This is a genomic window from Sphingobacterium thalpophilum (assembly GCF_901482695.1).
In the GTDB taxonomy this organism is placed as follows: Bacteria; Bacteroidota; Bacteroidia; order Sphingobacteriales; family Sphingobacteriaceae; genus Sphingobacterium; species Sphingobacterium thalpophilum.
This window is the reverse complement of sequence record NZ_LR590484.1, coordinates 5,382,315-5,409,219: the sequence shown is the minus strand read 5'-3', so window position 1 is coordinate 5,409,219 and position 26,905 is coordinate 5,382,315. Positions and strand designations below refer to the sequence as shown.

The following is a 26,905-nucleotide window of genomic DNA, read 5'->3' as shown; positions in this document are numbered from 1 at the left end:
GTCTTTAAATAGAAACCTAAATATGTTTAAAAAATTCATTATACCTGTTTTTCTGTTTGCTGGTGTGCAAGCCTTTGCCCAGACAAAATTTGATCATTATGAGCAGGCTATCGAGGGGACAAGTCTTTCCTTCAAAATGATGGCCATCCCCGGTGGAAGCTTCATGATGGGAACGGAGTCTGGAGGTAAGGACGATGAAAAACCTGCGCATCAGGTAAAACTGGATCCGTTCTGGATGGGGCAGTACGAGGTAACCTGGGATTTGTTCGAACCTTTCTTATACAAGGATTATGAAATTGCAAAAAGCAAAGATGGCAAAGTTTCGCCAGAAGTTGATGCTGTAACCAGACCGACCAAGCCCTATTTAGATATGACTTTTGGTTTTGGCAAAGAGGGGCATCCTGCTTTGGCGATGACCAATTACAATGCGATCCAGTTCTGCAAATGGTTATACGTTCGTACAGGCGTTTTTTATCGCCTTCCAACGGAGGCGGAGTGGGAGTATGCTGCTCGTGCGGGATCAAAAACCGCTTATTTTTTCGGTGATGATGCCTCGAAGTTGAACGATTATGCCTGGTATCAGGAAAATGGGGAGCAGAAGACACATGCTGTGGGCCAAAAGAAGCCTAATCCTTGGGGTCTGTATGATATTTATGGAAATGTAGCGGAATGGACTTATGACCAATATAAAGCGGATGCTTATGGGGAAGGCAAAGGTAAGGTGCTGAACAATCCAGTTGTTGTGCCAACGAACCTATATCCACATGTAGTCCGTGGTGGAGCATTTGACAGTCAGGCGGCGGACCTTCGTTCGGCAGCCCGTGGCGCTTCGGATCCTGTCTGGAAACAGCTGGACCCTCAGGTTCCTAAAAGCAACTGGTGGTTTCCGGAAGCTCCTTTCGTTGGAATGCGCCTGGTGAGACCATTAAATCCACCTAGCCATGAGGAGATTATGGCGTACTATGATAAAAAACCAATCAAAGATTTTTAAAAATAAAATAATCAATATAAAACTGTTATGAAAAATCTAGAAAGAAGAGATTTTATTAAAACTTCCGCTGTGGTTGCAGGTGGCGCGATGCTAAGTTCACTCCCCTTGTCGGGAGCATATGCTGCCGGATCCGATGTGATAAAAGTTGCGTTAATAGGCTGTGGAGGCCGAGGTACCGGAGCGACGTTTGATGCGCTAAGTACAGGAGCAAATATAAAGGTGGTGGCGCTCGCTGATGCATTTAAAGACAATTTAGATGCCACATATAATACCCTTAAAGAGAAATGGCAGGATAAGATTGACGTGAGCGACAACCATAAATTTGTCGGATTTGATGCGTACAAAGACGCAATCAAATTGGCCGATGTCGTTATCTTGGCGACGCCTCCGGGCTTCAGGCCTGCTCATTTCGAAGAGGCCGTGCGTCAGGGGAAACATGTCTTTATGGAAAAACCCGTCGCAGTGGATATCCCTGGAGTACAGCAGGTGATCCGTGCGGCAGCAGAAGCCAAACGAAAAAAATTGAATGTGGTTGTCGGGCTCCAACGTCGTTACCAGACCAACTATAGGGAGGCCATCAAGCGCATTCATGATGGCGCTATAGGTGATGTCACTTCAGGACAAGTGTATTGGAATTCGGGGGGTGTCTGGGTGCGTCCGCGTAAACCCGGGCAGACAGAAATGGAATATCAAATGCGCAATTGGTACTATTTCAACTGGCTTTGTGGTGACCATATTGTTGAACAGCACGTGCACAACATTGATATTGCCAACTGGGTGAAAGGTTCGTATCCGGTTTCCATACAGGGTACTGGAAGTAGGGCGCACCGAACTGGCAAGGAGTATGGTGAGATCTACGATAACTTTGCTCTGGAGCTCACCTATGCTGATAACAGCGTAGTATACAGCCAGTGCCGTCATTTTGAAGGAATACAGAACCGTGTCGACGAACAATTTCAGGCCACCAAAGGACGCGTATACCTATCGGCGGGAGGCCAGGCCATACTATATGACTGGAAGGGAAAAGAAATCTACCGTCATGATGCGAAAGGTAATCCAAACCCTTATCAACAGGAGCATAAGGAACTCTTTGATGCTATTGCAAAGGGCGAATATAAATTTGAAAATGCTGAGTATGGCGCTTACAGTACACTGACAGGCATCATTGGCCGTATTGCCTGCTATACGGGTAAGGTTATCAAATGGGATGAAGCGCTGAAATCAACCATCAAATTGGGGCCTGAGGTGCTTGCCTGGGATGCAAATCCGAAATTATTGCCAGATGCAAATGGTTTCTATGCTGTTGCAAATCCGGGTCAAAATACAAACCTGTATATATAAGCATAGCAAGGCAAGGTGATGGGGCTTAATAGCAAGTTTTGTTTAATTTTCTGTTTTTTGATGTGTGGACCTGGACTGAAGGCCCAGACAGTTTTGAGAGAATCGAACAGGATCCGCTTGGAAGGCCCCGCGCAGGGCACGCAGTTTCATATCACTTACTTCGCTGCTGATAGTGTTGTCAAACGAGCAGAAATAGACAGTATCCTGCAGGTGATTGACTTCTCCATGTCTATTTACAGGAAAGATTCAAACATTTCCATATTTAACAGGGACACTGTCAGGCATATTGAGATGGACCCACATATGGCGAAGGTCATTGCAGCCTCGTTCAGATACAATAAGCTATCCAAAGGCCAGTTTGATATTACCATAGCCCCATTGGTCGATCTCTGGGGCTTTGGTGTGAAAAAGCGCGTAGCGATACCGGATACAGCCGAAGTGCTTCAGACTAAACAATTGGTCGGCATGCGGCATGTAAAGGTTGTGGGTAAGCAGCTGATCAAAAAGAAACCGGGGATTAAAATCGACGTTAATGGAATTGCGCAGGGGTATACTGTCGATCTGCTTGCGGATTATCTGGAGCAGCGCGGAGTTACCAATTATATGGTCGAAGTTGGCGGTGAGATTAGAACACTGGGATCCCCGCCGGGACAGCAGGGATTTTCCATCGGCATTGTCCAACCGGACGAAAGTAAGGAAGCTGATATCATGACGGCAGTAGTGCAACTTAATAAAGGAGCGTTGACAACGGCAGGCAGTTTCGAAAAATACATTAGATATAAGGATAGAAAACTTGGGCACCACATTAATCCGCTGACCGGTTTTCCTTATACAACATGTGTGTTAAGCGTGACCGTGCATGCCAATACCGCCATGGATGCGGATGCGCTCGACAACTACCTGATGGGCATGGAACCGAAGGCAATCATCGCTGCCGTTCAGAAGATGAAAGATGTGGCTGTATTTGTCATCTATAAAGATAAAAATGAATCTATCTGTACCGTTTATTCGGATGGATTTACTAAATTGTTGAAGAAATAATCAATTATAAATAAAACATGAAGCGATCTGATTTTATTAAGAGTAGCCTTTTAGCCGCTGGCGCGGGGCTATCGGGGCATACCTTTGCGTCAGCCAGCCAAAATACAAGTAAAACCATGGACAAGGGAAAGACATTCAACCTCAATTATGCACCCCATCAGGGGATGTTTAAGCATCATGCCGGTGACAATTTTCTAGATGAAATACGCTATATGTATGATCTGGGGTTTCGGGGTATTGAAGACAACGGCTATCTGGGACGTACACTCGATGAGCAAAAGAAAATAGGTGAGTTATTGACCAAGTTGGGCATGACTATGGGTGTTTTTGTCGTGGATGGCGGACAAAACTGGATGCCGTCATTGGCTACGGGTAAGCAGGAATTCGTGGATAAATTTATCGAGACCTGTCACCGGTCTGTAGAGGCCGCAAAACGCTGTAATGCGAAATGGCTGACTGTGGTTCCTGGATTTTATGAACGTCGACTCCCTTGGGGAAATCAATTCAGCAATATTCTTGCCGCATTGCGCAAAGGCGCGGAGATCTTTGAACCGCACGGTCTTGTCATGGTATTGGAGACCTTGAGTGATACACCGGACTTGTTTTTGCAACAGACCCATGAGACCTACGCCATGTGCAAGGCTGTCAACAGCCCTTCTTGTAAAATTCTGTACGACATTTATCACATGCAACGTACAGAAGGTGACCTGATCGCTAATATGAACCGTTGCTGGGACGAGATTGCTTATATCCAGATCGGCGATAATCCAGGCCGCAAGGAGCCCACAACAGGGGAGATCAACTATAAAAATGTGTTCAAACATATCTACGACAAAGGGTATAAAGGTGTGATGGGAATGGAACATGGAAATTCCAGACCGGGGAAAGAAGGAGAGGACAGATTGGTGGCTGCTTACCGCGAGGTCGATAGCTTTTTGTAATATTTTAATAGTGTACTATTGACAATTAGATTTAATTTCTTAAATTGAGCTGGTAAAACCAATTAGTAGTATTGTAAAACACCATTTTTTTATGATTTCATCAACAATAAAATTTAAACTATCCTTCATGATGTTCCTCGAGTTTTTTATTTGGGGAGGATGGTTTGTCACATTAGGCACTTTTTTAAGCAAGAATCTTCAAGCGACGGATTTTGAGATGGCTAATGTCTTTTCGACCCAATCCCTGGGGGCAATTATCGCTCCTTTCATTGTGGGTATGATTGCGGATCGTTATTTTAATGCCGAGCGCATATTGGGTGTTTTGCACTTGGTCGGGGCGGTGTTGATGTATCAAATGTATTCCGCGGCTGATATGTCTACCTTTTATCCCTATGTACTGGCTTATATGATTTTATATATGCCAACATTGGCTTTGGCGAGTTCAGTATCTTTCCGGCAGCTGACGAACCCTGAAAAGCAGTTTTCCGCAATACGTATCTGGGGCACAATTGGTTGGATTGTTGCTGGTCTAGCAATTAGTTACATCTTCAGATGGGACGCTGCCGCGTCTGAGGGGGCGTTGAAAAACACCTTTTTGATGTCGGGTGTTGCTTCATTGGTCCTGGGTGTATTTTCATTTGTTTTGCCCAAAACGCCACCGGTCAAATTGGATGCCGGTGAAAAACCTTCCTTTGCCTCGATTATCGGACTGGATGCAATCAAATTGTTAAAGGACAAGAATTTCCTGATTTTTTTCATTTCGTCAGTATTGATCTGTATTCCTTTGGCCTTCTATTATTCCAACGCTAATTTATTTCTAACGGAGATCGGACTAGAAAATCCGACGGGTAAAATGACGATTGGTCAAGCATCTGAGGTGTTGTTTTTATTGGCACTTCCGATTTTCTTCACAAAATTTGGTTTTAAAAAGACCATCTTGGTAGGTATGTTGGCCTGGGTAATCCGTTATCTGCTGTTTGCATACGGTAATGCGGGTGAACTTTCCTTTATGCTACTGATCGGCATTGCGTTACACGGTATCTGTTACGACTTCTTTTTCGTTTCCGGACAGATTTATACCGATAGCAAAGCAGGTATAAAGTATAAATCCGCGGCGCAAGGACTGATTACTTTAGCGACCTATGGTGTCGGGCAGTTGATCGGATTTTGGGTAGCAAGTTACGTAGGCGACAAGTATAAAGAATTAAAAGCAACAGATTTAGCAGGTTTTTGGAATCATACATGGGTCGTTCCTGCAATCATCGCGGCAGTTGTATTTTTCATCTTTTTGGCCCTTTTCAAAGATGAAAAGGTGGAAAGTAGTCAAACTGCACATTAACGAGAAAAAATAACTATTTAAAAAACAAATAATTAGAAGAGAGATGGCAACAAATACTTATGACGCGATTGTAATCGGTTCTGGGATAAGTGGTGGATGGGCAGCGAAAGAGCTGACTGAAAAGGGTCTAAAGACAATTATGTTAGAGCGTGGTCGTAATATCGAACATATTAAGGATTATACTGCTCCAAACAAAAATCCCTGGGAATGGCCACATGCTGGCGGACGTACGCAGAAGATGATCGAAGATTATCCTGTACTGCGCAGAGATTATCCATTGAATGAAAAGAACCTGGATTTTTGGGTAAACGAGAAGGAGAGCCCATACACAGAGGTGAAACGTTTTGACTGGTACCGAGGATACCATGTTGGAGGCCGTTCCCTGATGTGGGGCCGACAGTCTTACCGCCTGGGGGATCTCGACTTTGAAGCAAACTTAAAAGATGGACATGGGGTCGACTGGCCTATCCGTTATAAAGATATTGCTCCTTGGTACAGCTATGCAGAAAAATTTGCCGGCATCTCCGGTAATAGAGACGGTGTGCCATCGCTTCCTGATGGTGATTACATGCCGCCAATGCCAATGAACATTGTTGAAAAAGATCTGGCGGAGCGGTTGAAGAAACAATACGGAGGTAAACGTCATTTCATCATGGGGCGTACAGCTAATATCACTGTGCCGCATGAGGGCCGCGTGAATTGTCAATATCAGAATCAATGTTGGTTAGGTTGTAATTTTGGTGCTTATTTTAGTACGCAATCTGCAACGCTGCCAGCGGCAACCAAAACTGGAAATCTGACATTACGTCCGTTTTCTATTGTAACAAAGATTATTTACGATAAAAACACCAAAAAAGCGAAGGGAGTTGAAATCATTGATGCCGAAACCAATAAGACATATGAATTTTTCGCTAAAGTGATCTTTGTCTGTGCATCGGCGTTGAATTCTACTTGGGTGTTGATGAACTCAGCCACGGATGTATGGGAAGGCGGTTTAGGCAGCAGCAGCGGCGAGCTTGGTCACAATCTAATGGATCATCATTTCCGTTGTGGCGCTGGAGGCCGTGTAGAGGGCTATTTGGACAGCTATGTATTTGGACGCCGGCCTACAGGTTTATATGTGCCTCGTTTTGTGAACGTTGAGGGTGATACCAAGAAACGCGATTACGTTCGTGGGTTTGGATATCAAGGGGCGGCAAGCCGTGGCCGCTGGTCGGGTGCCGTTGCCGAAATGGAAGTCGGCGGAGCATGGAAAGATGCCATCTGTGAGCCCGGTGACTGGAGTGTAGGCTTTACTGCTTTCGGAGAAACATTGCCTTATCATGAAAATAAAATTACCCTTGACAAAAACAAAAAAGATAAATGGGGGTTACCTGTACTCTCTTTTGATGCTGAAATTAAGGACAATGAATTGAAGATGCGTTCGGACATGCAGAACGAAATGAAGGAAATGCTGGAGAGCATCGGAGTGAAAGATACGTATACGTATGATAATGTCTATGGCTTTGGCCAAGGTATTCACGAGATGGGAACAGCTCGGATGGGGCGTGATCCAAAAACATCGGTGCTGAACGGTAATAATCAAGTTTGGGATGCATTGAATGTATTTGTAACAGATGGCGCATGTATGACTTCCGCCGGCTGTGTGAACCCATCGCTTACCTATATGGCACTTACTGCGCGTGCAGTCGATTTTGCGGTTAGTGAATTGAAAAAAGGTAATATCTAATTAGCTAAAGATTGATAACAATGGAAAATAACTCAAATAAGCCGAGCAGACGAGATTTTATAAAGACGGCAGCCACAGCGGCGGCAGCTTTTATGATCGTTCCGCGCCACGTATTAGGCGGGAACGGTTTTACAGCTCCTAGTGACAAATTACAAATTGCAGGTATAGGTGTTGGTGGTAAGGGATTCAGTGATATTAACGCCTTCCATGATTCGGGCAAAGCAGATTTGGCCTTTTTGTGTGATGTGGATGACAGACGTGCTGCCGGTGCTCTAAAACGGTATCCTAAGGCGAAATACTATAAAGATTATCGTGAAATGCTGGATAAGGAACATAAACGCATCGAAGCCGTTTCTGTTTCTACTCCAGACCATCAGCATGCCATTCAGGCCCTAGCAGCCATGCAATTGGGCAAGCACGTGTATGTTCAAAAACCATTGACACATGATGTTTGGGAAGCGAGAGCCCTGACACATGCTGCCAAAAAGTATAAGGTGGTTACACAAATGGGTAACCAGGGCGCTTCAAATGATGGCCCTCGTTTTGTCCGCGAATGGTACGAAGCTGGTCTAATCGGTGATGTACATACTGTATACTGCTGGACGGATCGTCCTGTATGGCCTTCAGGTATTCCATGGCCTACAGGCAAAGCAGAAATTCCTAAAGAGTTGGACTGGGACCTTTGGTTGGGTACAGCTCCTTATAAAGAGTACGTAGACAAATTGGTGCCTTTCAACTGGCGGGGCTGGTGGGACTATGGTACCGGCGCTTTGGGTGATATGGGCTGTCACTTGCTGGAAGTTCCTTTTAGCACCTTGGGGTTAACCTATGTACAGGACGTGCAGGCAACCGTTGGCTCAGTCTATGTGGATGAATTCAAACGTGGATATTTCCCTGAGAGCTGTCCGCCATCGAGCCATGCGACATTGACATTCCCTAAGACGCCACGTACAAATGGACCTGTGACTCTACACTGGATGGACGGCGGTATTCAGCCTGCACGTCCGGATGAGCTAGGACCGAATGAAATCTTTGGTGATGGCGGTAACGGTATTCTATTGGTTGGTACAAAAGGAAAGATTCTGGCAGATACTTATGGTCAGAATGCACGCCTATTGCCTACCTCCCGAAAAGACCAGGTTGCCCAGAAATATGCGCGTGTACCGGGACAGGAAAGCGGGCATTATGCACAATGGGTTGAGGCATGTCAAGCTGGTTACGGCAAAAAAGAGGTGAGTTCCCCGTTCGAGATTGCTGGACCGTTGACAGAAGCTTTGCTGATGGCAAATCTGGCTATCCGTGGTGCTGATTTGCGTATAGACGGAAAATATCCGGGGCGCAATCTAAAGCTGTTGTGGGATAACGACAATATGCGTGTGACCAATTTTGATCATGTTAATCAATTTGTAAAACGCAATTACAGACAGGGCTGGGAAGTGAAGTATAATTTCTAAAATTAAGATATTTTATAGTAGCATGAATAGAAGAGAAGCATTACAACGCGTTGCCTTGATTTTAGGAGGTACCGTTATTGGCGCCAATTTATTTCTGGAGGGCTGTACACGCTCTGCAACAAAAGACGTACAAGCTTTATTCGAAGCAAAAACGACTGACTTACTGGGTGATCTAGCGGAGGCTATTTTACCGAAGACAGCCACTCCGGGCGCCAAAGAAGCTGGGGTTGGAAGTTTTATTCCGGTCATGGTACGCGACTGTTATACAGAGAAGCAGCAGAAAGCATTTTTGGATGGCTTGGCTACTTTGGATGATAAAGCGAAAGAAGTTAAAGGAAAAGCGTTCCTCGAGCTTTCGCCTGAAGATAGGACAGCAGTTGCCGCTGCGCTCGATAAAGAAGCGAATGAGTTCAATAAAAAACAGGCTGAAGAGCAAAAGGATATTATCGAGAAGAATCGGGAGAAGCAAAATCAGTTGTACAATTATGTGGAAAACGATCCACCTCATTGGTTTACCATGTTCAAGCAGCTGACGTTGACAGGTTTCTTCAATTCTGAGCTCGGCTGTACGAAAGCGCTGCGCTTTGTGAAAATCCCCGGAAAATACGATGGCAATTTACCTTACAAGAAAGGTGACAAAGCGTTTGCATAGGGTATGCGAAATGCAGAAAAAAGGAGGCTATAGCCTCCTTTTTTTGTTGCCGGGGTCTATCTGTTCATCGGGTTTCTACTTCGAGGGCGAAATGGATGCGCTGCCGCTTTGTGACAGTCATAAAATAACCTGTATTTGTAGACTCACCATTAATTTCTACGGCATCGTTGTGCCGCAATTCCCGAAGATAATTCATTTCCAATGATTTGATCTGGTTGGTCAAAACGAGTTCAATGGGGAGCCGATCCATGCACCAGTCCAGATATTTGACGTTGTTCGCATGGTTCACTATGTCCAGATCGGATAGCTTAACGATATACTGATCCATATTTTTGACGCTCTGCGAGATATCCAGTTTGGAGAACGGTCTTTGGGTTGCGCGACGGTCGGGATAGGTGGTAAATTCTGCTGCTGAAATTGCTAAAGTCTCCGAGCTTCTTTTGACCGTGTTGATCACAGCCCAATAGCTCGTTGCCGTGGCATACAGCTGTCCGTTGACTGTAAGTTCAAAATTGCGTGTAGAGCGAGCACCCTCCAGCTCCTGTACCCAAGTTTTGACCTGAACGATATCCATCCATTTGGGCAATCTGTTGATTTCTATACGTATCCGGCTTAATACCCAAGTCTGGTTATGTTTAGCCATTTCGGTGAAGCCAAATCCAGCAAGCGTGGCGTGATCTCCAGCAGTCAGCTGAAGGATATTTGATAAGTCGGAGAAACGGATGCGGCCATTAGAGTAACACTGTGTAAAATTAATTTCCCAGGCTTTCTCAAAAACAGATTTTTCCATGTGCAGTTTATTTTACTCCAAAATTAGCAATATAGCTGGCTTATTGTCTACGTTCGAGATGGAAAATGACAGAACAGGGAAAAAAGTGCATATGATTTTTTGTGGTGAGGTTGTGCTGTATAGAATTGGCGACGAGTGGGCCCAGATCGTTTTTTTATTGTAAAATAAATGATAGTTTTCAGTTATTTAATTGATTCTTATCGAAGGATTAGGTAGATTTAAATAAGCCAATGGCACAAAATGATAAAATAAGATTGGCTTTGGCGCGTTATAGCTAGGTAGTGCGCTACATTTTGAATTTACACATTAAATGCTAAGTATTATGGTTGGAGAATTAATAGCTAAAGAGGATATTCCTCAATTTAAATTTATCCCTGCGAGTGAAGATAAGTCGGCGGTATTTATGGATAAATTGAAAGGTGCTGTGCGTCTGGGGAATGAGTTTAAATCCAAGACTGAAATAGCCTTTCAAACCGATTCTGGACCAAAGCGCATTGAGACCACTGTGTGGTCATTGACTGATCGATATATCCAGATCAAAAGCGGTGTTCTGATTCCTCTCAAGTCGATCATTGCAATTGATTATTAATAAAATGGCTCCTGCGCAAACAGGAGCCATTTTTATGAAGTAATGTTTAAGGATGATAGGCAGATCAATAGGTTTCCCCTGTTAATTCCTTCAGCCGTATCTCTGACAGTTTGGCTTCGTATTGGGCCGTGTAACTTCGGGTCATCGCATTGATATAATTGACCTGTGCCGTTCTGACCTCCAGTGTGGTGATTGTCCCGATCCGAAATTTGTCCATCGTAATGTTCAGGTTTTCTTTGGCAAGTTCTTCATTCTTTTTTTCCACATTTGCCAATTGCATGTTGGTGACATAGGTTTGGAAAAGTGTTCTGACTTGAGCCTGTATATCCTGTTTTTGCTGTTGGATCAAGAGTTCGCTGCTCTGTAGCTGAAATTTGGCTATACGTTCATTTCTGTTTTGTAGAAATCCGTTAAAGATATTGACTGAGGCACTGACGCCATAGGTGAGGCCCCGATTTTTGTTTTCCGTCGAGAAGCCGAGAGAAGAATGCGATTCATTCCAATTGTAACCTGTGTTGAGGCCTATTTTAGGATACCGTTCGGCTTTCACGGACTTTAGATTCAGTTCAGCGATTCGCTTATTGATAATTGCCAGTTGAATTTGCGGATTCTGTTGGTCCGCAAGTGTAAGCAAATCGCCAAGCTTGAGGTTCTGATCCAGCTCCATTTCATCTTCTACCCCGAAATCCAAGTCTAGGTCACGGGTCATCAGCTGGTTCAGGTAGGTCTTGGTGTTTTTGAAACTTTCCTGCTGCCGGAGCAAGTTGGTCTGATCAGTGTTCAAGTCTACTTTTGCATTTAATAGATCCAGCTTTGAACCTTTTCCGATTTCGAGCCTATTTTCGGCTAACGCTACCCGGTATTGGGAGAGGGTGATTGTTGTATCCAATGCATCCAACAGCCGTTTTTGTTGGACGAGATTATAGTAGGTTGCGATTACTTCGCTGAGCTGGCTGATGACTTCAAATTTGATTTCGGCTTCGCCCTGGCGCTGTATTTCCTTAAATCTATCCCGTCGTGCAAACATGCCGAAGCCATCAAATATCGTCCAGTTGAGATTGACTCCATAGGACATGTTGTCATTTTTTGCGTTGGAGACCTGTTGTATCTGGCCGTCAGCACGGACCTGTCGGGAATTTTGGACAGAGTTACTCCGGTTGAAGTTCCCTGTGACTGCTGGAAGCATGCCTGCACTCCCCAGGCTTGTGTTTTCCATATCGATCTTGCTGTCGTTTCTCGCCAGAAGAATATTGAAATTGTTGGCAAGGGTAGTGGTCAGCGCTTCTTCCAACGTCAGCGTCTGCTGGGCATGTGCCTGGAATAGTATAGTGCAAAACAGCAGCATGATGATGGTATATCTCTTCATATCTTATCTCTATTCGTAACTAGTAATTTGATCAAATTCGGGCCTATGCTTTTTTTGTCTGGACCACATGTAATAAATAGCAGGTATAATAAACAAAGTCAATATAAGGGAGAATATTGTACCGCCCACGATGACAACACCCATCCCAATGCGGCTGGTAGACGCTGCTCCCAAGGACATGGCAATAGGGAGAGCACCGAGGGCGATCGCTAAACTGGTCATCAAGATGGGTCTAAGGCGGGATTCAGCAGCATGCATGATGGCCTCGAATTTCTCCATGCCTTCTTCCCGCATCTGGTTGGCGAACTCGACGATCAGGATACCATTTTTGGTTACCAGTCCGATCAGCATGATCGTTCCGATCTGGCTAAATATATTCCAGGTCTGATCAAATAACCAGAGACTGATCAATGCGCCGGCCACAGCCATAGGCACGGTAAGAATGATAATAAATGGATCTAGAAAGCTTTCAAACTGAGCCGCTAAGATCAGATATATCAGTAGGAGTGCCAGTCCAAAGGCAAAAAGCGTATTGGAGCTACTTTCCACGAAATCGCGGGATTCGCCGCTAAGATCTGTTGTGAAGCTATGGTCGAGGACTTTCTCTTTTATACGATCCATTGCAGCAATCCCGTCACTCATACTCATGCCGGGAGCCAGGCCTGCAGAGACTGTAGCAGACATATAACGATTATTGTGATATAACTGCGGCGGACTGCTTTCCTCCCGCACGTTGACCAGGTTGTCCAGCTGGATGAGCTGTCCCATATTGTTCCGTACATAAATCGATGTCAGATCGGTGGGAGTGGCTCGCCTGTCGTTTTCCACCTGTCCAATGACCTGATATTGTTTGCCGTCGCGCATAAAATAAGCAAAACGCTGTCCGCTCAATAGCAGCTGAAGTGACTGGGAGACATCTAGTACAGATACACCCAGACTGAGTGCTTTCAGGCGGTCTATCTCTACGTGGAGTTCAGGCTTGTTGAATTTTAGATTGATATCCGTTGTTGAAAAAGTGGGATCGTTGTTGACCTCATTCATAAATTCAGGTATTTTTTCCTGAAGTTTTTCAAAGTTCTGCGCCTGGATAATATACTGAATAGGTAGCCCGCCGCGCCGGTTCATCGATATGGTTGGCGTCTGAGAAACATTGACACGGACACCGTCATATTTTTTCGTCCAGTTGGTCAGTTCTTTTGCGACATCGTCCTGAGATTTTGTACGTTCATCGGGATCTACGAGTGTCATGCGTATGCGCCCTGAATTGACCGAACTTGCACCAAACCCCGGGGATGTAATGTTGAGGCTGATTTTATTTTCAGGAATGGAATCGTAGACAAGCTTATCCAGCTCCTGCATATAGCGGTCCATATATTCGTAGGTGGCACCCTCGGGGCCAGTGACACTGACTAGAATGCTGCTCCGGTCGTCGTAGGGGGCTGTTTCTTTCTTTATGGTTGAGAAGATTATACCAATGATTGCAAAACAGACCAGCAAGATCGGAAAGCTGATCCATTTGAATTTCATAAATGTACTCAATGCGCCGGCGTAACCTGTGTTCATTTTCTCAAACATCGGTTCAGTCCATTCATAGAATTTCGTTTTTTTATGGCCGCCACCTTTGATCAGATAGGCGTTGAGCATCGGTGTGAGCGTGAGCGATACAAAGGCCGATACCAGCACCGCAGAAGCGATGACCACGCCGAATTCTCGAAACAGGCGTCCCACAAAGCCCTCTAAAAATATGACAGGCAAGAACACCGCGGCCAACGTAATGGAGATCGAGATGACAGCAAAGAAAATCTCCTTGGAGCCTTTGAGTGCCGCCTCAATCGGGGACATGCCTTCTTCCACTTTCTTGAAAATATTTTCCGTCACCACAATTCCATCATCGACCACCAGTCCTGTGGCCAATACGATCGCGAGTAAAGTCAGAACATTAATCGAAAAGCCGAATACGTACATGATGAAAAAGGTCGCGATGAGTGAAACGGGAATATCCAGTAATGGACGTAATGCGATTCCCCAGTCGCGGAAGAAGAAGTAGATGATCAGCGTTACCAGCACAATGGAAATGACAAGTGTTTCGGCCACTTCGACTACAGATTTTTTGATGAATTTGGTATTGTCAGATGCGATATTGATCATGATATCCTGCGGGATATCCTCTTTCATCTGATCCAGCATCTCATAAAAATTGTTGGCGATGTCGAGATAGTTAGTCCCCGGTTGCGGGATTATGGCCACTCCGACCAGCTGTTTGCCATTGCTGACCATCTTTGTTTCCAGGTTCTCAGCGTCGATTTCCGCTCTTCCAATATCGATAAGTCTGACCAAACGCGTACTATCGGCCTTCAGAACAATATTGTTGAATTGCTCGGGCGTGGACAGATTACCCACTGTTTTTACCGTTAGTTCGGTTGTCTTTCCAACGATCTTGCCAGATGGTAATTCAATGTTCTGGTTGTTCAAGGCAGTCCGTATATCCGAAGCTGTAATGCCATAGGCCGCCATCCGGTCAGGGTCTAGCCAAAGCCGCATGGCATAGCGTTTCTGTCCATAAATTTGTGTGCTACTGACGCCGGGTATCGTTTGTAACCGTTCGGAAATTACATTTTCTGCGTAGTCGCTCAAAGAAAGCTTATCCCTGCTTTCACTCTGTAACGTTAAGATAATGATGGGATCGGAGTCGGCATCCGCTTTTGAGACGACGGGAGGGGCGTCAATGTCCTGCGGTAAACTTCTTACCGCCTGAGAAACTTTATCCCGTACGTCATTGGCGGCCTCTTCCAGGTTTTTCTTTAAATCAAATTCGATGGTAATATTACTGGATCCCTGATTGCTGGAAGAAGATATATTCCTTATGCCGTCAATGGAATTGATGGCTTTTTCCAGGGGTTCGGTAATTTGCGATTCAATAATATCCGGATTGGCGCCGGCATAGTTGGTGCGTACCGACACGATCGCCGGGTCTATGGAAGGATATTCGCGGACCCCGAGAAAACTGAAACCAATATAGCCAAATAAAATGATCGTTATATTGACGACAATGGTTAAAACAGGGCGTTTAATGAAAATAGCAGACAAATTCATGTACAATTAGTTAACTAGTGATACCTTAACCTTTGCACCATCTTTCAGCGCCAGGACTCCCGTGGTCAGTACCGTATCTCCAGCACTTATGCCCGACAGAATGACAATTTCTTTATCTGTACGGGCGCCGGTTTCTACTTTCGCCTCTTTTGCCAGACCATTTTGGACTATAAACACCTTTTTGCCGTCCTGTATAGGCACGATCGCTTCTGTTGGTATGGCAATCGCGTCATTTTCTGTTTCTATGGGGACGATTACATTGACAAATGAGCCGGCTCTCAGTCTTCCCTGATCGTTAGATGCCCTTGCGCGAACGCTGAGTGTTCTTGTGTCAAGTGACACTTCAGGTTCTATGGCATAAACATTTGCTTTCATTACTGTTGGGTCATTGGCAACGGTAAATTCAATTGCCGAATTCAACTTGATTACATTGCTATATTTCTCTGGGATGGCAAAGGTGATCTTGACTGAATTGTCTTTTACCAGATTAGCGATAAGGGTGCTTGGGGAGACGATAGCACCGACAGAGATATTTCGCAGACCAATCACACCACTGAAGGGAGCGCGAACAGCAGTTTTTGATATTTGTGCCTGGATCAGTTGTATCTGTGCCAGTGATGTCTTTAGAGCAGCACTGGCCATATCAAATTCTTCCTGACTTATGGCGCCTTTTTGAAGCAGAAGCTTTGCACGACGCTCGTTTTCGGCATTCAGCTGATTAGTCGTCTGCGCTTGTTTGAGCTGCGCCTGCAGCTCGATATCGTCGATTTTGATCAACGGTTGCCCCTGCTGGACCCGTTGGCCTTCTGAAAAGTAGATTTTTGTAATTCGGCCACTTACCTCACTTCTGACTTCCACTTTTTCTTCAGCATCCAGACTGCCAGACAAATTGATGGAACGGTCCGCTACTGAAGACTTGGCTATGATAGCCTGTGCAGGTATGGGCATATCCTTTTTCGCCGATGGTTTGACACTATCTTTTTTATCTTTTTTGGAGTGTAGAATAAAATATCCTCCCCCAATGGCGGCGCAAGCTAAAAGTATATAAATGCTTGTTTTTTTGTTCATGCGGTGTAGTCCTTATTGTGGTTTTTGATTTGACGGATAAAGATAGGTTTATTCTGTAGATGAAACCGGTTGTCAAAAGGATTTTACAAATCGGTGTAGTGATAGGGGGGCGGTGAAAAACCGTTAGATCCTCGCCTTAGAAGAGGACAGTTCAGCATATATAAAAAAAGCTAGAACATGGTCTAGCTTATGTCTACTATTTTTTTGCTTTCGTTTTTTGCTCAGTCACCTCAGAGGCTTCATTGCTAACCTTTGGTTTAAGCGATGACTTAGATAAATGTGGCCTTCGTTTTCCAAAAGAACCGTTTGATATTTTTCCTCTTCTGGTTTTGATATCACCTTTTCCCATAGTGTAAAATATTTTGGTTTAAACAATCTTTTTGATAAACCTAAATATAGCACATTCTTTTGGTATTTACAATTTCTGCACGTTAAATGATGGGGAAGATCCTCTTTTGGGTTTCAATTCTGAAGTTTTGTTCGAGGGTTTCAAAAAATAGCGTATTGGCCGGTTTATTTTCCGCTACAAGGTAAGGGATTTCCAGGATATGGCTTTTCACCTTAATCCGATAATACCCATAAAGTAAACCTTTGGTTGTCTGTATGGATTCGATCTTTTGTATGGCCTGTATATCCTGAAAGATATTAAAGGTATAGTTTTCTCCTTTAATCTGTTCGACGAAAACATCATTCGTCGTCGGATTATGCCAGATCTGCTGGCTTTTTAACTTGCTAAAATGGTTGTTGAACAGAAATACGTAACCGACTAAAAAGAAAGCCGGCAACAACAAAAATAGCAGTATTTTAATTTTGACAAACAGTAATACGGTAACTAGTATCAAAAGAATCCCTGTCAGGCTAGCGGAGATTGTCTTTTTCAACGTCGATTGTATAATCGTCGATGGGGCATCGATAAGCTGAAATCCGAGTTGCAGCTGTCTGGAGTGATTATCTGATGATCCGCTGATATTAAATTTCTTCCGGATCATCAGGTAGGCTATCAGCAGTAGCAGTCCTATAATTAACAATTTCATCAGTTGCTGAGCTTAATACTGTTCGTCTGCATTGGGGTACTGTATGGATTTTACTTCGGCGATGTAGTTGCTCACAGCGGCAGTAATCTGTTCATGCAGGTTGGCAAAATGACGCATAAATTTGGGTTTAAAGTCCGCATTCATACCTAGCATATCATTGATAACGAGTACCTGACCATCACAGTCCGCACCTGCGCCTATGCCGATGGTTGGGATGAACAATTTTTCGGTTACGATTTTTGCCAATGCTGCGGGTATTTTTTCCAGTACGATGGCGAAGCATCCAGCCTCCTGCAGTGCCAATGCGTCCGCGACAAGTTTAGCTGCTTCCTGTTCCTCTTTTGCACGTACGCCAAAGTTTCCGAATTTATTAATCGATTGTGGAGTCAAGCCCAGGTGGCCGCAGACCGGGATTCCGCCGGCGATAATCTTTTTGATATTTTCGATAATTTCTACTCCGCCTTCCAATTTCAGGGCATGTGCTCCAGATTCTTTCATCATGCGGACAGCAGCATTAAAGGCGTCGTTTGGCGATCCTTGGTAGGTGCCGAAAGGTAGGTCGGCCAATACCATGGCCCGTTCGGTACCCCGGGCAACAGCGGCGGCGTGATAGATCATGTTGTCAAGCGTGATCGGTAGCGTGGTCTCGTAGCCCGCGAATACATTGGCGGCAGAATCCCCGATCAAAATGACATCGATACCAGCACTGTCGACGATTTTGGCCATGGAGTAATCATAGCTTGTCAGCATGGATATCTTCTCTTTGCGCGCTTTCATCGCTTGCAGCATCGCTGTGCTTACTCTTTTTATTTCTTTGTTTATAGACATCTTAACTTATATTGTAAGGTCAAAAGTAAGCTTTTTATCATACATAGACCAATATTCTGCTAAGCGTTTTGTATTTTTGTAGAATGATACAAAATGAGACCCGTCTATTTAAATTTCCCAAATTTTCAGAATTAATAATCCACGAGGATGAAAATTTGATCGTTATAAATAAACCACCTTTTGTCGCTTCCCTGGACGAAAGGGAGGGTGGGGAAGTCAATATCCTCCGTCTGGCGAAGAAATACCATGCAGATGCGCAGATCTGTCACCGTCTGGATAAGGAGACGTCCGGCATCTTGCTGATTGCAAAAAATCCGGAGACATATCGTTCTGTGTCGATTGCCTTTGAAAAAAGAAAAGTGCATAAGATTTATCATGCTATCATTGGTGGCACGCATACTTTTCAGGATCTGCTAGTCGACCTTCCTATTTTAAATCAGGGCAATAAGAATGTATCTATTGACCGTGCCAATGGAAAACCCGCAGAGACGGTTTTTAACTCGCTTAAATATTATAAAAACTATACACTTGTGGAGTGTAAGCCGATTACGGGCCGCATGCACCAGATTCGTATTCACCTGGCGACACAACACGCCGCAATTGTAGGAGATAGCATGTATCGTGGCAAACCGGTTTACCTTTCTCAGATCAAGAAACGAGGGTTTACCCTGTCAAAAGATGAGGAAGAACAACCTATCATGAAACGTTTTGCCTTGCATGCGAAACACATTGAGTTTGAACTCAATGGTGTTCAAATGGTTTTCGACGCACCTTATCCGAAAGATTTCGCTACGTTGTTGAAATTGTTGGATAAATTTGATGCTTAAGCGTTGTAATCTTTTCATTTTATGAATCCAAAGATAAAGAAGCTGGTAGGAAACTTCATATTTGTAGCGCTTATTGCTCTATTGCTCTGGCCGACAAGCCGAACGTATTTTCAGCAGCAGCTGATGAACATAGGTCTGTTCAGACCCAAACCAGAAGTTCCACCAAAAACAGACAGGGGCGGTACAGGAACCGCGGATCCGGCGGACCATGTTACATTTATCCGCCATTCGGGCGAGACCGTTCGTGTGACAGAGCTTAGAGGTAAGGTCGTTTTTATTAATTTTTGGGCGACCTGGTGCGGGCCGTGCAGAGCGGAAATGCCTTCCATCAACGTGCTTTATGACAAATTTAAGGATAATCCCCAAGTGGAGTTTCTGGTAGTGGAAATTGAAGGTGAGAAAGAAAAAGCCTCTGCTTTTATGAAAAAACAGAAATTAACACTTCCGGTCAGCTATCCCAACAGTGAAATTCCACAAGAGTGGCTTTCTGGATCAATTCCAAGCACCGTCATTCTAGATAAATCCGGCAATTTAGTGACGAGGCATGAAGGAATGGCAGACTATTCCGCGCCTGAGGTGACGGCATTTATCCAGGAGTTAATCGATAAATAAAATAATTCTTACGATTCATATATACGATTCATAATATTCGCATGACCAGAGCAGAACTTATTCGCCAGATCAAAGAGAAGCGTTCATTCTTATGTGTCGGCCTAGACACCGATCTTACAAAAATCCCCCAACATTTGTTGGATGACGAGGATCCCATTTACAGTTTTAATAAAGCTATTATTGAGGCTACTGCAGATTTGTGTGTCGCCTATAAGCCCAATATTGCTTTTTATGAGTGTTATGGGGTAAAAGGATGGGAGTCTTTGCAGAAGACCTGGGCGGCATTGCCAAAAGATTGTTTTAGTATTGCCGATGCCAAGCGTGGCGACATCGGAAATACCTCGGGTCGTTATGCTAAGGCATTCTTTGATGAGCAGGCATCGGGGCTGGGCTTTGACAGTATTACGATCGCACCTTATATGGGGAAGGACTCGGTCACACCATTTTTGGAATTTGGAGACAAATGGGCTATTGTGCTGGCATTGACATCCAATGCTGGAAGCTTGGATTTCCAGAATTTTGAAAATAATGCGGGTTTACAGCTTTTTGAACAGGTAATCGATAAAGTAAATACTTGGGGAACGCCTGATAATTTGATGTATGTTGTCGGGGCGACCAGGGGTGAGGCGTTCCTTAAAATCAGAGAACATGCTCCAGATCATTTTCTACTGGTACCGGGTGTAGGAGCCCAGGGGGGATCGCTCGAAGATGTCTGCCGTTACGGTATGAACAAAGACTGTGGTTTATTGGTCAATAGTACTCGGGCGATTATATATGCTTCCCAAGGACGCGATTTTGCGGAGCGTGCGCGTGCGGAGGCGCTGTCATTACAAAAGGAAATGGAAAAGGAACTATTGAAAGCGGGCATTATTTCCTGAAATGACATTTAATAATTCGTTCGTAATACTTACCTTTGCAGCATGCCAGAAAAAATTATCATTCTAGACTTCGGGTCTCAGTACACGCAATTAATAGCGAGACGTGTCAGAGAGCTAAATGTGTATTGTGAAATACACCCGTTTAATAAATTGCCAGATTTTGACGAATCTGTAAAAGGCGTTATATTCTCCGGAAGCCCTTATTCGGTACGGCAGGAGGACGCTCCGCAGATTGATTTTGTCAGCATTCAAGAACGTTTTCCGCTTTTGGGTGTTTGTTATGGAGCGCAGTACATTGCTCAAAAGTCGGGCGGTGAGGTGTTGCCATCCGAAATCCGTGAATATGGTCGCGCGAATCTGCAATTTGTCAATAGTGAAAATGAATTATTGGCAGGGGTACCGGTACAGTCGCAGGTGTGGATGTCTCACGGAGATACCATCAAAGAAGTGCCTGCGGATTTTGAGATCATAGCCAGTACCGATAAGGTGCGTGTCGCAGCTTATCAGGTAAGAGGTACACGTACTTACGGTATTCAGTTTCATCCCGAAGTTACCCATAGCACCGATGGTGCAATCTTACTGAAAAACTTTGTGGTAGGAATCTGCGGCTGCTCGCAGGATTGGACTCCGGACGCCTTTGTCGAGACCACTGTGGCTTCTTTAAAGGAGCAACTGGGGGATGATCATGTTATTATGGCCCTGTCAGGAGGCGTTGATTCTACGGTGGCGGCGGTACTGTTGCATCAGGCTATTGGACAAAATCTACACTGTATTTTCGTGGACCACGGTCTGCTCCGGAAGGATGAATATGAGCAGGTACTTGATTCGTACAAAAATATGGGGTTGAATATAAAAGGGATCAATGCGAAGGATCTATTCTATGGTAGATTGTCAGGAGTTTCTGAACCCGAGGAGAAGCGTAAGATCATTGGCAATTCCTTTATCGACGTTTTTGACGAGGCTGCAAAAGAAATTCAGAAAGAGCTTCCAGAAGGTGTTGAAGCAAAATGGCTTGGACAAGGCACGATCTATCCTGATATTATTGAGTCTGTTTCCGTAAAAGGACCGTCAGCGACAATCAAATCGCATCATAACGTGGGTGGTTTGCCCGACTTTATGAAACTTCAGGTAGTGGAACCTCTTAAAACTTTGTTTAAGGATGAAGTGAGGAGAGTCGGTAAGGCACTGGAAGTGGATCAAGCGATCTTGGGACGACATCCCTTTCCTGGACCTGGGCTAGCAATCCGTATTCTGGGCGATATTACTCCGGACAAAGTGAGAATCGTCCAGGAAGCGGATGCCATTTTTATCAGTAACTTAAAGGAATCGGGCTGGTATGATAAAGTCTGGCAAGCGGGTACCATCTTTTTACCGGTACGCTCAGTAGGTGTGATGGGCGATGAACGTACTTACGAGCACGTTGTCAGCTTGCGCGCCGTCGGTTCCTTGGATGGAATGACCGCCGATTGGATACATCTGCCGTATGACCTGTTAGCCAAAATTTCAAATGAAATTATCAACCATGTGAAAGGAATAAACAGAGTTGTATATGATATCAGTTCAAAACCGCCCGCTACGATTGAGTGGGAATAAAATATGGGTTACGGCACTTGCAGCATTATGCCTTGCAAGCTGCACAACCAAAAAAAGTACGGTATTGCGTTCGCCTTCCAGTCAGGGCGAACAGCATACCGCTGTAACCAAACCAGCTATAGAAAAAGAAAAGCCTGCAATCAAAGCCGGTGATGTGCAAAATGTAAATGGCCATATGGTCAAGAACAATAAAATTGCCCTATTGCTGCCCTTCGAATTAAATAGTATTGCCAACAGAGTGACGACGGAAGATGTCGAGCGTTCAGCTTTGGCGCTGGATTTTTACCAAGGTTTTCAGCTGGGACTGGACAAAATCGCCAAAGAGGGTGGTCTTTTCGATTTACAGGTCATAGACTCACGTGATAATGTTGCATATAACGCGAGCTTGGGAACAGCCGCCGATGTGAAAGATGCAGTAATTGTTGTCGGGCCCGTTTATCCAAGGGAAATCAAGAGCTTTGCGCAGACTTTTGCAAACAAAAATGTACTTCAGGTATCACCTTTGGCGGCGACCATGGCCTCAGAGTTTAGTGTTCCAAATCTGGTATCCATGACTCCGTCGATTCGTACGCACGCTGAAACGCTTGCCAAATACATCGCAGAGCAATTCTATACCGGAGACCAAATCTTGATTTACGATGCCGGCGATGACGATAGTAAGCAGTTTTTGGTGAATTTTGCTAATGAAATTACAAAAGTAAATCCTCAGGCAAAGGTAAAAACTGTACTTAGTATCAACGAGCTCAACAACAATATGGTTTTAACTGGGACAAATCATATCGTATCTGGTACTTCCAATAAGAATCTGGTGAAAGGTTTACTGGATGCGATGGACAGTAAATTTCTAAATCCGGGCAATCAATTTAAGCTGTATGGACATCCGAATTTTTCAAAACTTTCCTTCGAGAATTTTGAGAACATGGATTTTTACAATCTGACCATTACTTCTTCCAGCTTGGCTGATGAGTCAGATAGCGACACAAAGAAATTTATATCAAATTATAAATCGGCCTTTAAAGTAGATCCTTCAGAATTTTCGTATAAGGGCTACGATGCGGCGGTTTATTTTGGCCGCTTGATCCATAAATACGGCGTTGATTATGTAAGCCATGTGACACAGGAAAAATTTTCGGGACTCAATAGTGATTATAGGTTTGAATTTTTTCCGAAGTGGGGATATGCCAATAGGGCATTAGGCATCATGGTCTATCACAATAAGAAATTTGAGAAAAAATAAACCCTGAATGGCTGAATTGAATGCAAAGCGTATCCATCAACAGATACGTAATTTTGAGCGTGCAATGGACGATTTTGAATCGGATCAGCCATTTTCACGTTATTTAACCTCGTTTTTTAAACTGAATAAACAGATGGGGTCTTCGGACCGTAGATGGGCCTCCCGCCTCTGTTATAACTATTTCCGTCTGGGAGCCGCTGCTTTACAGCTGTCCCAGCAACGCCGCTTGGTGTTAGCTGAGTTTTTATGTGAATCCGAAAGTGCACTCGTGAGCTTGCTGGATCCCAGCCTGGCAGAAAAAATGACTCTGCCTTTAGGTGATAAACTTAGCTTTCTAGAAGCTGACGGGCTACTTAGTAGACAGGATCTGTTTCCTTTTACAGCCGCGCTGTCGCCTGAAATAGAGGCGAATGCTTTTTTGGAGAGCCAATTGATACAGCCACACCTATACATCCGTGTCAGACGTGGAAAGGACAAGCTTGTACGTGCGATCTTAGAAGAAAATAATATATCCTATGATCAGGTGGGGGAACAGTGCATCGCTATGCCCAATGGAACCTCATTGCAACGGCTTCCGGCTTTGGATGGTCTCGTCGAAGTTCAGGACCTTTCTTCGCAGCGTACACTTGATTGGATGAAACCAGAGCAGGGAGAGTCCTGGTGGGATGCGTGTGCTGCCTCTGGAGGCAAATCCCTTTTGCTATTGGACGCATGTCCAAGCATTGAATTGCTGGTATCTGATGTGCGTATGAGCATTTTGAGGAATCTTGATGAGCGATTTGACCGTGCGGGCATAAAGCATTACCGGAAGAAAGTCCTGGATCTAACCAAAGACCCCGAGATGATTTTAGGTAACGAGCAGTTCGACGGCATTGTTCTGGACGCGCCATGTTCGGGTTCGGGTACCTGGGGGCGTACCCCCGAAATGATAAGGCAGTTTAAGTTAGCTAAGATAAACGAGTACAGCAGGTTGCAGCAGACGATTGCAAGCCGTGTCGTTGAACATGTGAAAGTGGGCAAGCCACTGGTTTATATCACCTGTTCTGTATTTAAAGCAGAAAACGAAGATGTGGCTCAGTACATTATCGACCATCATGGATTTGAACTGGAAAGTATGGACTATCTGAAGGGATATCATGCAAGAGCAGACAGCATGTTTGTCGCCAGGTTGATCAAGAAGTGATTTTTGTAATAAATTGTTTGTACAGGAGCGCCTTTCATTTATCGAGTAGAAGGCGCTCTTTTGCGTTATTCTCAAGAATCCGATTATTGATCACATTTGCCGGGTACAACCAGGACGGGGCATGTGGCTTTACGGATGACAGATTCCGAAACCGAACCGGATATAAAGTGGTCGAATCCTGTCCTTCCATTGGACCCCATAATAATAAGATCTGCTGACCATTCCTGTGCAGCAGCGAGAATTTCCTCTTTAATCGAACCAATCCGGTTGAAAAGATATACTTCATTCGAATCTTTAAATTCCCGGCTTATTTTTTCCAGGTACTTCTGTGCATTTTCCTGTTCCATTTCAGATACCTCGGGTACGATGACCGGCTGCTGGCCGAGAAGGGGATCTGCACCAAAGTTAGTGGGTGAAGTTGGGGGGATTACCGTGACGAGAGCAACCGAAGCATGGAACGCATCAGCCATTTCTTTCGCATATAGAATGGCTTTCTCAGAACATGGAGCATCATCGACTGCAACGAGTATTCTTTTAAATTTTAAATTAGTATTCTCCATATCTATTATATTTAATTTATCTTCGTTTGTTTAATATATAATCAGCGTTTAGACAATTTTGTTTTTGTTTGCCCAATGAAATATGGTATTTGTACACTAGCCTTGGTTCCCTTGCGATCTGAACAGGCCCATCGGAGTGAAATGGTTTCCCAAGTATTGTTTGGTGAGCTATTCGAAATTTTGGATGAGCAATCCGACTGGAGCTCCATTCGGCTGCTGGATACGGGCTATACAGGCTGGATTCAGAATGGACAGTTTACTGAAATCAGTAATGTGGAATTAGCACGTTATACTGGTGGAGATGCACGTATGGTGGGAAGAGAGGGAGGTATCCTGACAGAAGGGAGCAGAAAACTTTACCTCTGTCATGGTACAAAATTATATTTCGACGAGCAGGGGGGCTTTGATCTAGAAGGTAACCGATGGCACTATCAAGGCACAATGAATACGCTGTCAAGAACAGATTTTAGTGCTAGTATCGCCGCCTTGGCACGCAGTTATCAGGACGCTCCTTATCTCTGGGGCGGACGTTCGCAGTGGGGAATCGATTGCTCGGGATTTTCGCAGCTGATCTACAGCTGTTTTGGTATTCAGCTGCCCAGAGATGCCTATCAGCAGGCAGAAATAGGGCAAACTGTAGACTTTGTTGCTGAGATCAAAGTGGGGGATCTTGCATTTTTTGACAATGAAGCCGGAAGGATTACACATGTGGGCATCATGCTGGATACAGATACTATTATCCATGCTTCGGCCAGAGTCCGTGTGGACCGCATGGATAATGAAGGCATATATAATCGGGAGCTGAACAAGTATTCGCATAAGCTGCGGATTGTGAAGCGGTACCTGTAAACGTATAAAAAAACGGCTATAAGTAACTTATAGCCGTTTTTTTCGTTTTGTGCCCCATTAAAAATGGAACTGTACACCTAGTGTTGGCGCTAATGAGTTCGCATCTAAGCCAAATGTATTTGTGGATATATCAGCCGTTTTATTTTTGTTATAGTTGTAATATAAACCTCTTACTTTCAATTCGATACCAATTTTGTTAGTTGGAAAGTATGCTAAACCAGGAGCTAGCTCCACACCGTAGTTTTCAAATTTTGATTCACTTTCCACATTAGCTTTTTCAACCGTGTTTTTACCCCATGACATAGGTACTGATAATTGAGCAAAGAATCTCAATGGGCCATTGGCAGAATATTTTCTAACAAAAGGCGCGACTTGGAAAGCATCTACCTTAACGCTATTCTCTTTATCAGATTCGTTTTTGCTCCAGTTGTAGCCAATTCCTGTACCTACTGCCCAGTTGTCACTTACAAAGTAACCCACAGTTGGGTTAATGGAGAATGAGTTGTTTTTATAATCAGTATCTTTGACTTTTGAAGTTTCGAAGCCAACTTGACCACCAACCATAATTTTTCCTTTTTCAGTCTGAGCGTTAGCTGCAATTGTTAAACCTGCAACGGCAGTTAATGTAAGTAAAACTTTTTTCATGTCTTTTTAATTTAATAGTTGTTTCTATTCGTCAGCAATTACTTTCTGACTTTTTAAATTTGATAGTCAAATATCCATAAATTTCTTTATTTTATTGTCACTATTTTGTCTGGATATTTTATGAAAATCGTAAAATAAAGTGTTTCAGTTGATTATTTTTTACGTATTTTGTCAAGCAGTATACATTATTTTTTCAATGTCATTTTAATGTTGACTTTTCGTAATAAATTGTCAGTTTATTGTGAATAAATAAAAAAAAAGCCAT

25 protein-coding genes are annotated in these 26,905 nt (G+C 44.1%); 16 read left to right on the top strand and 9 right to left on the bottom strand.

The window, feature by feature from the left end:
- Nucleotides 1–22: 22 nt before the first annotated feature.
- From FGL37_RS22940 to FGL37_RS22905, 8 genes are all read left to right on the top strand, one after another.
- Nucleotides 23–991 carry a formylglycine-generating enzyme family protein gene (locus FGL37_RS22940; protein ID WP_028068277.1) on the top strand — a complete coding sequence of 323 codons (969 nt, stop codon included), beginning with the start codon at nt 23–25 and terminating at the stop codon, nt 989–991.
- Nucleotides 992–1,018: 27 nt separating this feature from the next.
- Entirely contained in the window at nt 1,019–2,332 is a 1,314-nt protein-coding gene (locus FGL37_RS22935; protein WP_028068276.1) for a Gfo/Idh/MocA family oxidoreductase, read from the top strand.
- Nucleotides 2,333–2,392: 60 nt separating this feature from the next.
- Entirely contained in the window at nt 2,393–3,373 is a 981-nt protein-coding gene (locus tag FGL37_RS22930; protein WP_051606440.1) for an FAD:protein FMN transferase, read from the top strand.
- A gap of 17 nt (nt 3,374–3,390) precedes the next feature.
- Nucleotides 3,391–4,314, top strand: coding sequence for a hydroxypyruvate isomerase family protein (locus FGL37_RS22925; protein ID WP_028068275.1), 924 nt, complete (start codon nt 3,391–3,393; stop codon nt 4,312–4,314).
- A 94-nt stretch (nt 4,315–4,408) separates the two neighbouring features.
- Nucleotides 4,409–5,653: an MFS transporter gene (locus FGL37_RS22920; protein WP_028068274.1), complete on the top strand. Its 1,245-nt coding sequence runs from the start codon at nt 4,409–4,411 to the stop codon at nt 5,651–5,653.
- Between the two features lie 43 nt (nt 5,654–5,696).
- On the top strand, nt 5,697–7,382 hold the full coding sequence (locus tag FGL37_RS22915; protein ID WP_028068273.1) for a GMC oxidoreductase: 1,686 nt from the start codon (nt 5,697–5,699) through the stop codon (nt 7,380–7,382).
- Nucleotides 7,383–7,402: 20 nt separating this feature from the next.
- Complete coding sequence (locus FGL37_RS22910) at nt 7,403–8,836, top strand: Gfo/Idh/MocA family protein (RefSeq protein WP_028068272.1); 1,434 nt, start codon at nt 7,403–7,405, stop codon at nt 8,834–8,836.
- Between the two features lie 22 nt (nt 8,837–8,858).
- A complete protein-coding gene (locus FGL37_RS22905; protein WP_028068271.1) occupies nt 8,859–9,488 on the top strand; it encodes a gluconate 2-dehydrogenase subunit 3 family protein in 630 nt (209 codons plus the stop codon).
- 64 nt (nt 9,489–9,552) lie between these two features.
- On the opposite strand, the gene FGL37_RS22900 is transcribed toward FGL37_RS22905, so the two are convergent.
- The gene (locus FGL37_RS22900; protein WP_037532067.1) at nt 9,553–10,278 is read right to left on the bottom strand and encodes an acyl-[acyl-carrier-protein] thioesterase; all 726 of its coding nucleotides are present in this window, start codon (nt 10,276–10,278) and stop codon (nt 9,553–9,555) included.
- Nucleotides 10,279–10,600: 322 nt separating this feature from the next.
- On the opposite strand from FGL37_RS22900, the gene FGL37_RS22895 reads away from it, so the two are divergent.
- On the top strand, nt 10,601–10,867 hold the full coding sequence (locus FGL37_RS22895; protein WP_028068269.1) for a hypothetical protein: 267 nt from the start codon (nt 10,601–10,603) through the stop codon (nt 10,865–10,867).
- A 64-nt stretch (nt 10,868–10,931) separates the two neighbouring features.
- Here the strand turns inward: FGL37_RS22895 and FGL37_RS22890 are convergent, their stop codons facing one another.
- The 6 genes from FGL37_RS22890 to panB form a co-directional block, all read right to left on the bottom strand.
- Nucleotides 10,932–12,233, bottom strand: a complete 1,302-nt coding sequence (locus tag FGL37_RS22890; protein ID WP_028068268.1) for a TolC family protein — start codon at nt 12,231–12,233, stop codon at nt 10,932–10,934.
- A gap of 9 nt (nt 12,234–12,242) precedes the next feature.
- Complete coding sequence (locus FGL37_RS22885) at nt 12,243–15,326, bottom strand: efflux RND transporter permease subunit (RefSeq protein ID WP_028068267.1); 3,084 nt, start codon at nt 15,324–15,326, stop codon at nt 12,243–12,245.
- Between the two features lie 6 nt (nt 15,327–15,332).
- Nucleotides 15,333–16,394, bottom strand: a complete 1,062-nt coding sequence (locus FGL37_RS22880; RefSeq protein WP_028068266.1) for an efflux RND transporter periplasmic adaptor subunit — start codon at nt 16,392–16,394, stop codon at nt 15,333–15,335.
- 196 nt (nt 16,395–16,590) lie between these two features.
- Entirely contained in the window at nt 16,591–16,743 is a 153-nt protein-coding gene (locus FGL37_RS22875) for a 30S ribosomal protein THX (RefSeq protein ID WP_081817763.1), read from the bottom strand.
- An 82-nt stretch (nt 16,744–16,825) separates the two neighbouring features.
- Nucleotides 16,826–17,428: a hypothetical protein gene (locus FGL37_RS22870; protein ID WP_028068265.1), complete on the bottom strand. Its 603-nt coding sequence runs from the start codon at nt 17,426–17,428 to the stop codon at nt 16,826–16,828.
- A 12-nt stretch (nt 17,429–17,440) separates the two neighbouring features.
- Nucleotides 17,441–18,256 (bottom strand): 3-methyl-2-oxobutanoate hydroxymethyltransferase, encoded by an 816-nt coding sequence (panB, locus tag FGL37_RS22865; protein ID WP_028068264.1) that lies wholly within the window; start codon nt 18,254–18,256, stop codon nt 17,441–17,443.
- Between the two features lie 83 nt (nt 18,257–18,339).
- On the opposite strand from panB, the gene FGL37_RS22860 reads away from it, so the two are divergent.
- The 6 genes from FGL37_RS22860 to FGL37_RS22835 are packed head-to-tail and all read left to right on the top strand — an operon-like array spanning nt 18,340 to nt 24,586.
- Nucleotides 18,340–19,083, top strand: a complete 744-nt coding sequence (locus tag FGL37_RS22860; protein WP_028068263.1) for an RluA family pseudouridine synthase — start codon at nt 18,340–18,342, stop codon at nt 19,081–19,083.
- 21 nt (nt 19,084–19,104) lie between these two features.
- Entirely contained in the window at nt 19,105–19,695 is a 591-nt protein-coding gene (locus tag FGL37_RS22855; RefSeq protein ID WP_028068262.1) for a TlpA family protein disulfide reductase, read from the top strand.
- A 41-nt stretch (nt 19,696–19,736) separates the two neighbouring features.
- A complete protein-coding gene (gene pyrF, locus FGL37_RS22850) occupies nt 19,737–20,573 on the top strand; it encodes an orotidine-5'-phosphate decarboxylase (protein WP_028068261.1) in 837 nt (278 codons plus the stop codon).
- Nucleotides 20,574–20,615: 42 nt separating this feature from the next.
- Nucleotides 20,616–22,166, top strand: a complete 1,551-nt coding sequence (gene guaA / locus FGL37_RS22845; protein ID WP_028068260.1) for a glutamine-hydrolyzing GMP synthase — start codon at nt 20,616–20,618, stop codon at nt 22,164–22,166.
- A complete protein-coding gene (locus tag FGL37_RS22840) occupies nt 22,123–23,403 on the top strand; it encodes an ABC transporter substrate-binding protein (protein ID WP_138097048.1) in 1,281 nt (426 codons plus the stop codon). The genes guaA and FGL37_RS22840 overlap by 44 nt, the downstream gene beginning before the upstream one ends.
- Before the next feature lie 7 nt (nt 23,404–23,410).
- On the top strand, nt 23,411–24,586 hold the full coding sequence (locus FGL37_RS22835; protein ID WP_037532065.1) for an RsmB/NOP family class I SAM-dependent RNA methyltransferase: 1,176 nt from the start codon (nt 23,411–23,413) through the stop codon (nt 24,584–24,586).
- Nucleotides 24,587–24,669: 83 nt separating this feature from the next.
- On the opposite strand, the gene FGL37_RS22830 is transcribed toward FGL37_RS22835, so the two are convergent.
- A complete protein-coding gene (locus FGL37_RS22830; protein WP_028068257.1) occupies nt 24,670–25,146 on the bottom strand; it encodes a universal stress protein in 477 nt (158 codons plus the stop codon).
- A 75-nt stretch (nt 25,147–25,221) separates the two neighbouring features.
- Here FGL37_RS22830 and FGL37_RS22825 point away from each other — a divergent pair, with 75 nt between their 5' ends.
- Entirely contained in the window at nt 25,222–25,995 is a 774-nt protein-coding gene (locus FGL37_RS22825; protein ID WP_028068256.1) for a C40 family peptidase, read from the top strand.
- Nucleotides 25,996–26,052: 57 nt separating this feature from the next.
- Here FGL37_RS22825 and FGL37_RS22820 read toward each other — a convergent pair whose 3' ends face one another.
- Nucleotides 26,053–26,640, bottom strand: coding sequence for an outer membrane beta-barrel protein (locus FGL37_RS22820; RefSeq protein ID WP_028068255.1), 588 nt, complete (start codon nt 26,638–26,640; stop codon nt 26,053–26,055).
- Nucleotides 26,641–26,905 lie beyond the last annotated feature (265 nt).

Coding starts and splice junctions, on each gene's coding strand:
- FGL37_RS22830 (WP_028068257.1), bottom strand. CDS start 25,146: ATGGAGAATACTAATTTAAAATTTAAAAGAATACTCGTTGCAGTCGAT.
- FGL37_RS22930 (WP_051606440.1), top strand. CDS start 2,393: ATGTGTGGACCTGGACTGAAGGCCCAGACAGTTTTGAGAGAATCGAAC.
- FGL37_RS22880 (WP_028068266.1), bottom strand. CDS start 16,394: ATGAACAAAAAAACAAGCATTTATATACTTTTAGCTTGCGCCGCCATT.
- FGL37_RS22855 (WP_028068262.1), top strand. CDS start 19,105: ATGAATCCAAAGATAAAGAAGCTGGTAGGAAACTTCATATTTGTAGCG.
- FGL37_RS22820 (WP_028068255.1), bottom strand. CDS start 26,640: ATGAAAAAAGTTTTACTTACATTAACTGCCGTTGCAGGTTTAACAATT.
- FGL37_RS22925 (WP_028068275.1), top strand. CDS start 3,391: ATGAAGCGATCTGATTTTATTAAGAGTAGCCTTTTAGCCGCTGGCGCG.
- FGL37_RS22840 (WP_138097048.1), top strand. CDS start 22,123: ATGATATCAGTTCAAAACCGCCCGCTACGATTGAGTGGGAATAAAATA.
- FGL37_RS22935 (WP_028068276.1), top strand. CDS start 1,019: ATGAAAAATCTAGAAAGAAGAGATTTTATTAAAACTTCCGCTGTGGTT.
- FGL37_RS22860 (WP_028068263.1), top strand. CDS start 18,340: ATGATACAAAATGAGACCCGTCTATTTAAATTTCCCAAATTTTCAGAA.
- pyrF (WP_028068261.1), top strand. CDS start 19,737: ATGACCAGAGCAGAACTTATTCGCCAGATCAAAGAGAAGCGTTCATTC.
- FGL37_RS22885 (WP_028068267.1), bottom strand. CDS start 15,326: ATGAATTTGTCTGCTATTTTCATTAAACGCCCTGTTTTAACCATTGTC.
- FGL37_RS22835 (WP_037532065.1), top strand. CDS start 23,411: ATGGCTGAATTGAATGCAAAGCGTATCCATCAACAGATACGTAATTTT.
- panB (WP_028068264.1), bottom strand. CDS start 18,256: ATGTCTATAAACAAAGAAATAAAAAGAGTAAGCACAGCGATGCTGCAA.
- FGL37_RS22900 (WP_037532067.1), bottom strand. CDS start 10,278: ATGGAAAAATCTGTTTTTGAGAAAGCCTGGGAAATTAATTTTACACAG.
- FGL37_RS22910 (WP_028068272.1), top strand. CDS start 7,403: ATGGAAAATAACTCAAATAAGCCGAGCAGACGAGATTTTATAAAGACG.
- FGL37_RS22825 (WP_028068256.1), top strand. CDS start 25,222: ATGAAATATGGTATTTGTACACTAGCCTTGGTTCCCTTGCGATCTGAA.
- FGL37_RS22890 (WP_028068268.1), bottom strand. CDS start 12,233: ATGAAGAGATATACCATCATCATGCTGCTGTTTTGCACTATACTATTC.
- FGL37_RS22875 (WP_081817763.1), bottom strand. CDS start 16,743: ATGGGAAAAGGTGATATCAAAACCAGAAGAGGAAAAATATCAAACGGT.
- FGL37_RS22940 (WP_028068277.1), top strand. CDS start 23: ATGTTTAAAAAATTCATTATACCTGTTTTTCTGTTTGCTGGTGTGCAA.
- FGL37_RS22905 (WP_028068271.1), top strand. CDS start 8,859: ATGAATAGAAGAGAAGCATTACAACGCGTTGCCTTGATTTTAGGAGGT.
- FGL37_RS22915 (WP_028068273.1), top strand. CDS start 5,697: ATGGCAACAAATACTTATGACGCGATTGTAATCGGTTCTGGGATAAGT.
- FGL37_RS22870 (WP_028068265.1), bottom strand. CDS start 17,428: ATGAAATTGTTAATTATAGGACTGCTACTGCTGATAGCCTACCTGATG.
- guaA (WP_028068260.1), top strand. CDS start 20,616: ATGCCAGAAAAAATTATCATTCTAGACTTCGGGTCTCAGTACACGCAA.
- FGL37_RS22895 (WP_028068269.1), top strand. CDS start 10,601: ATGGTTGGAGAATTAATAGCTAAAGAGGATATTCCTCAATTTAAATTT.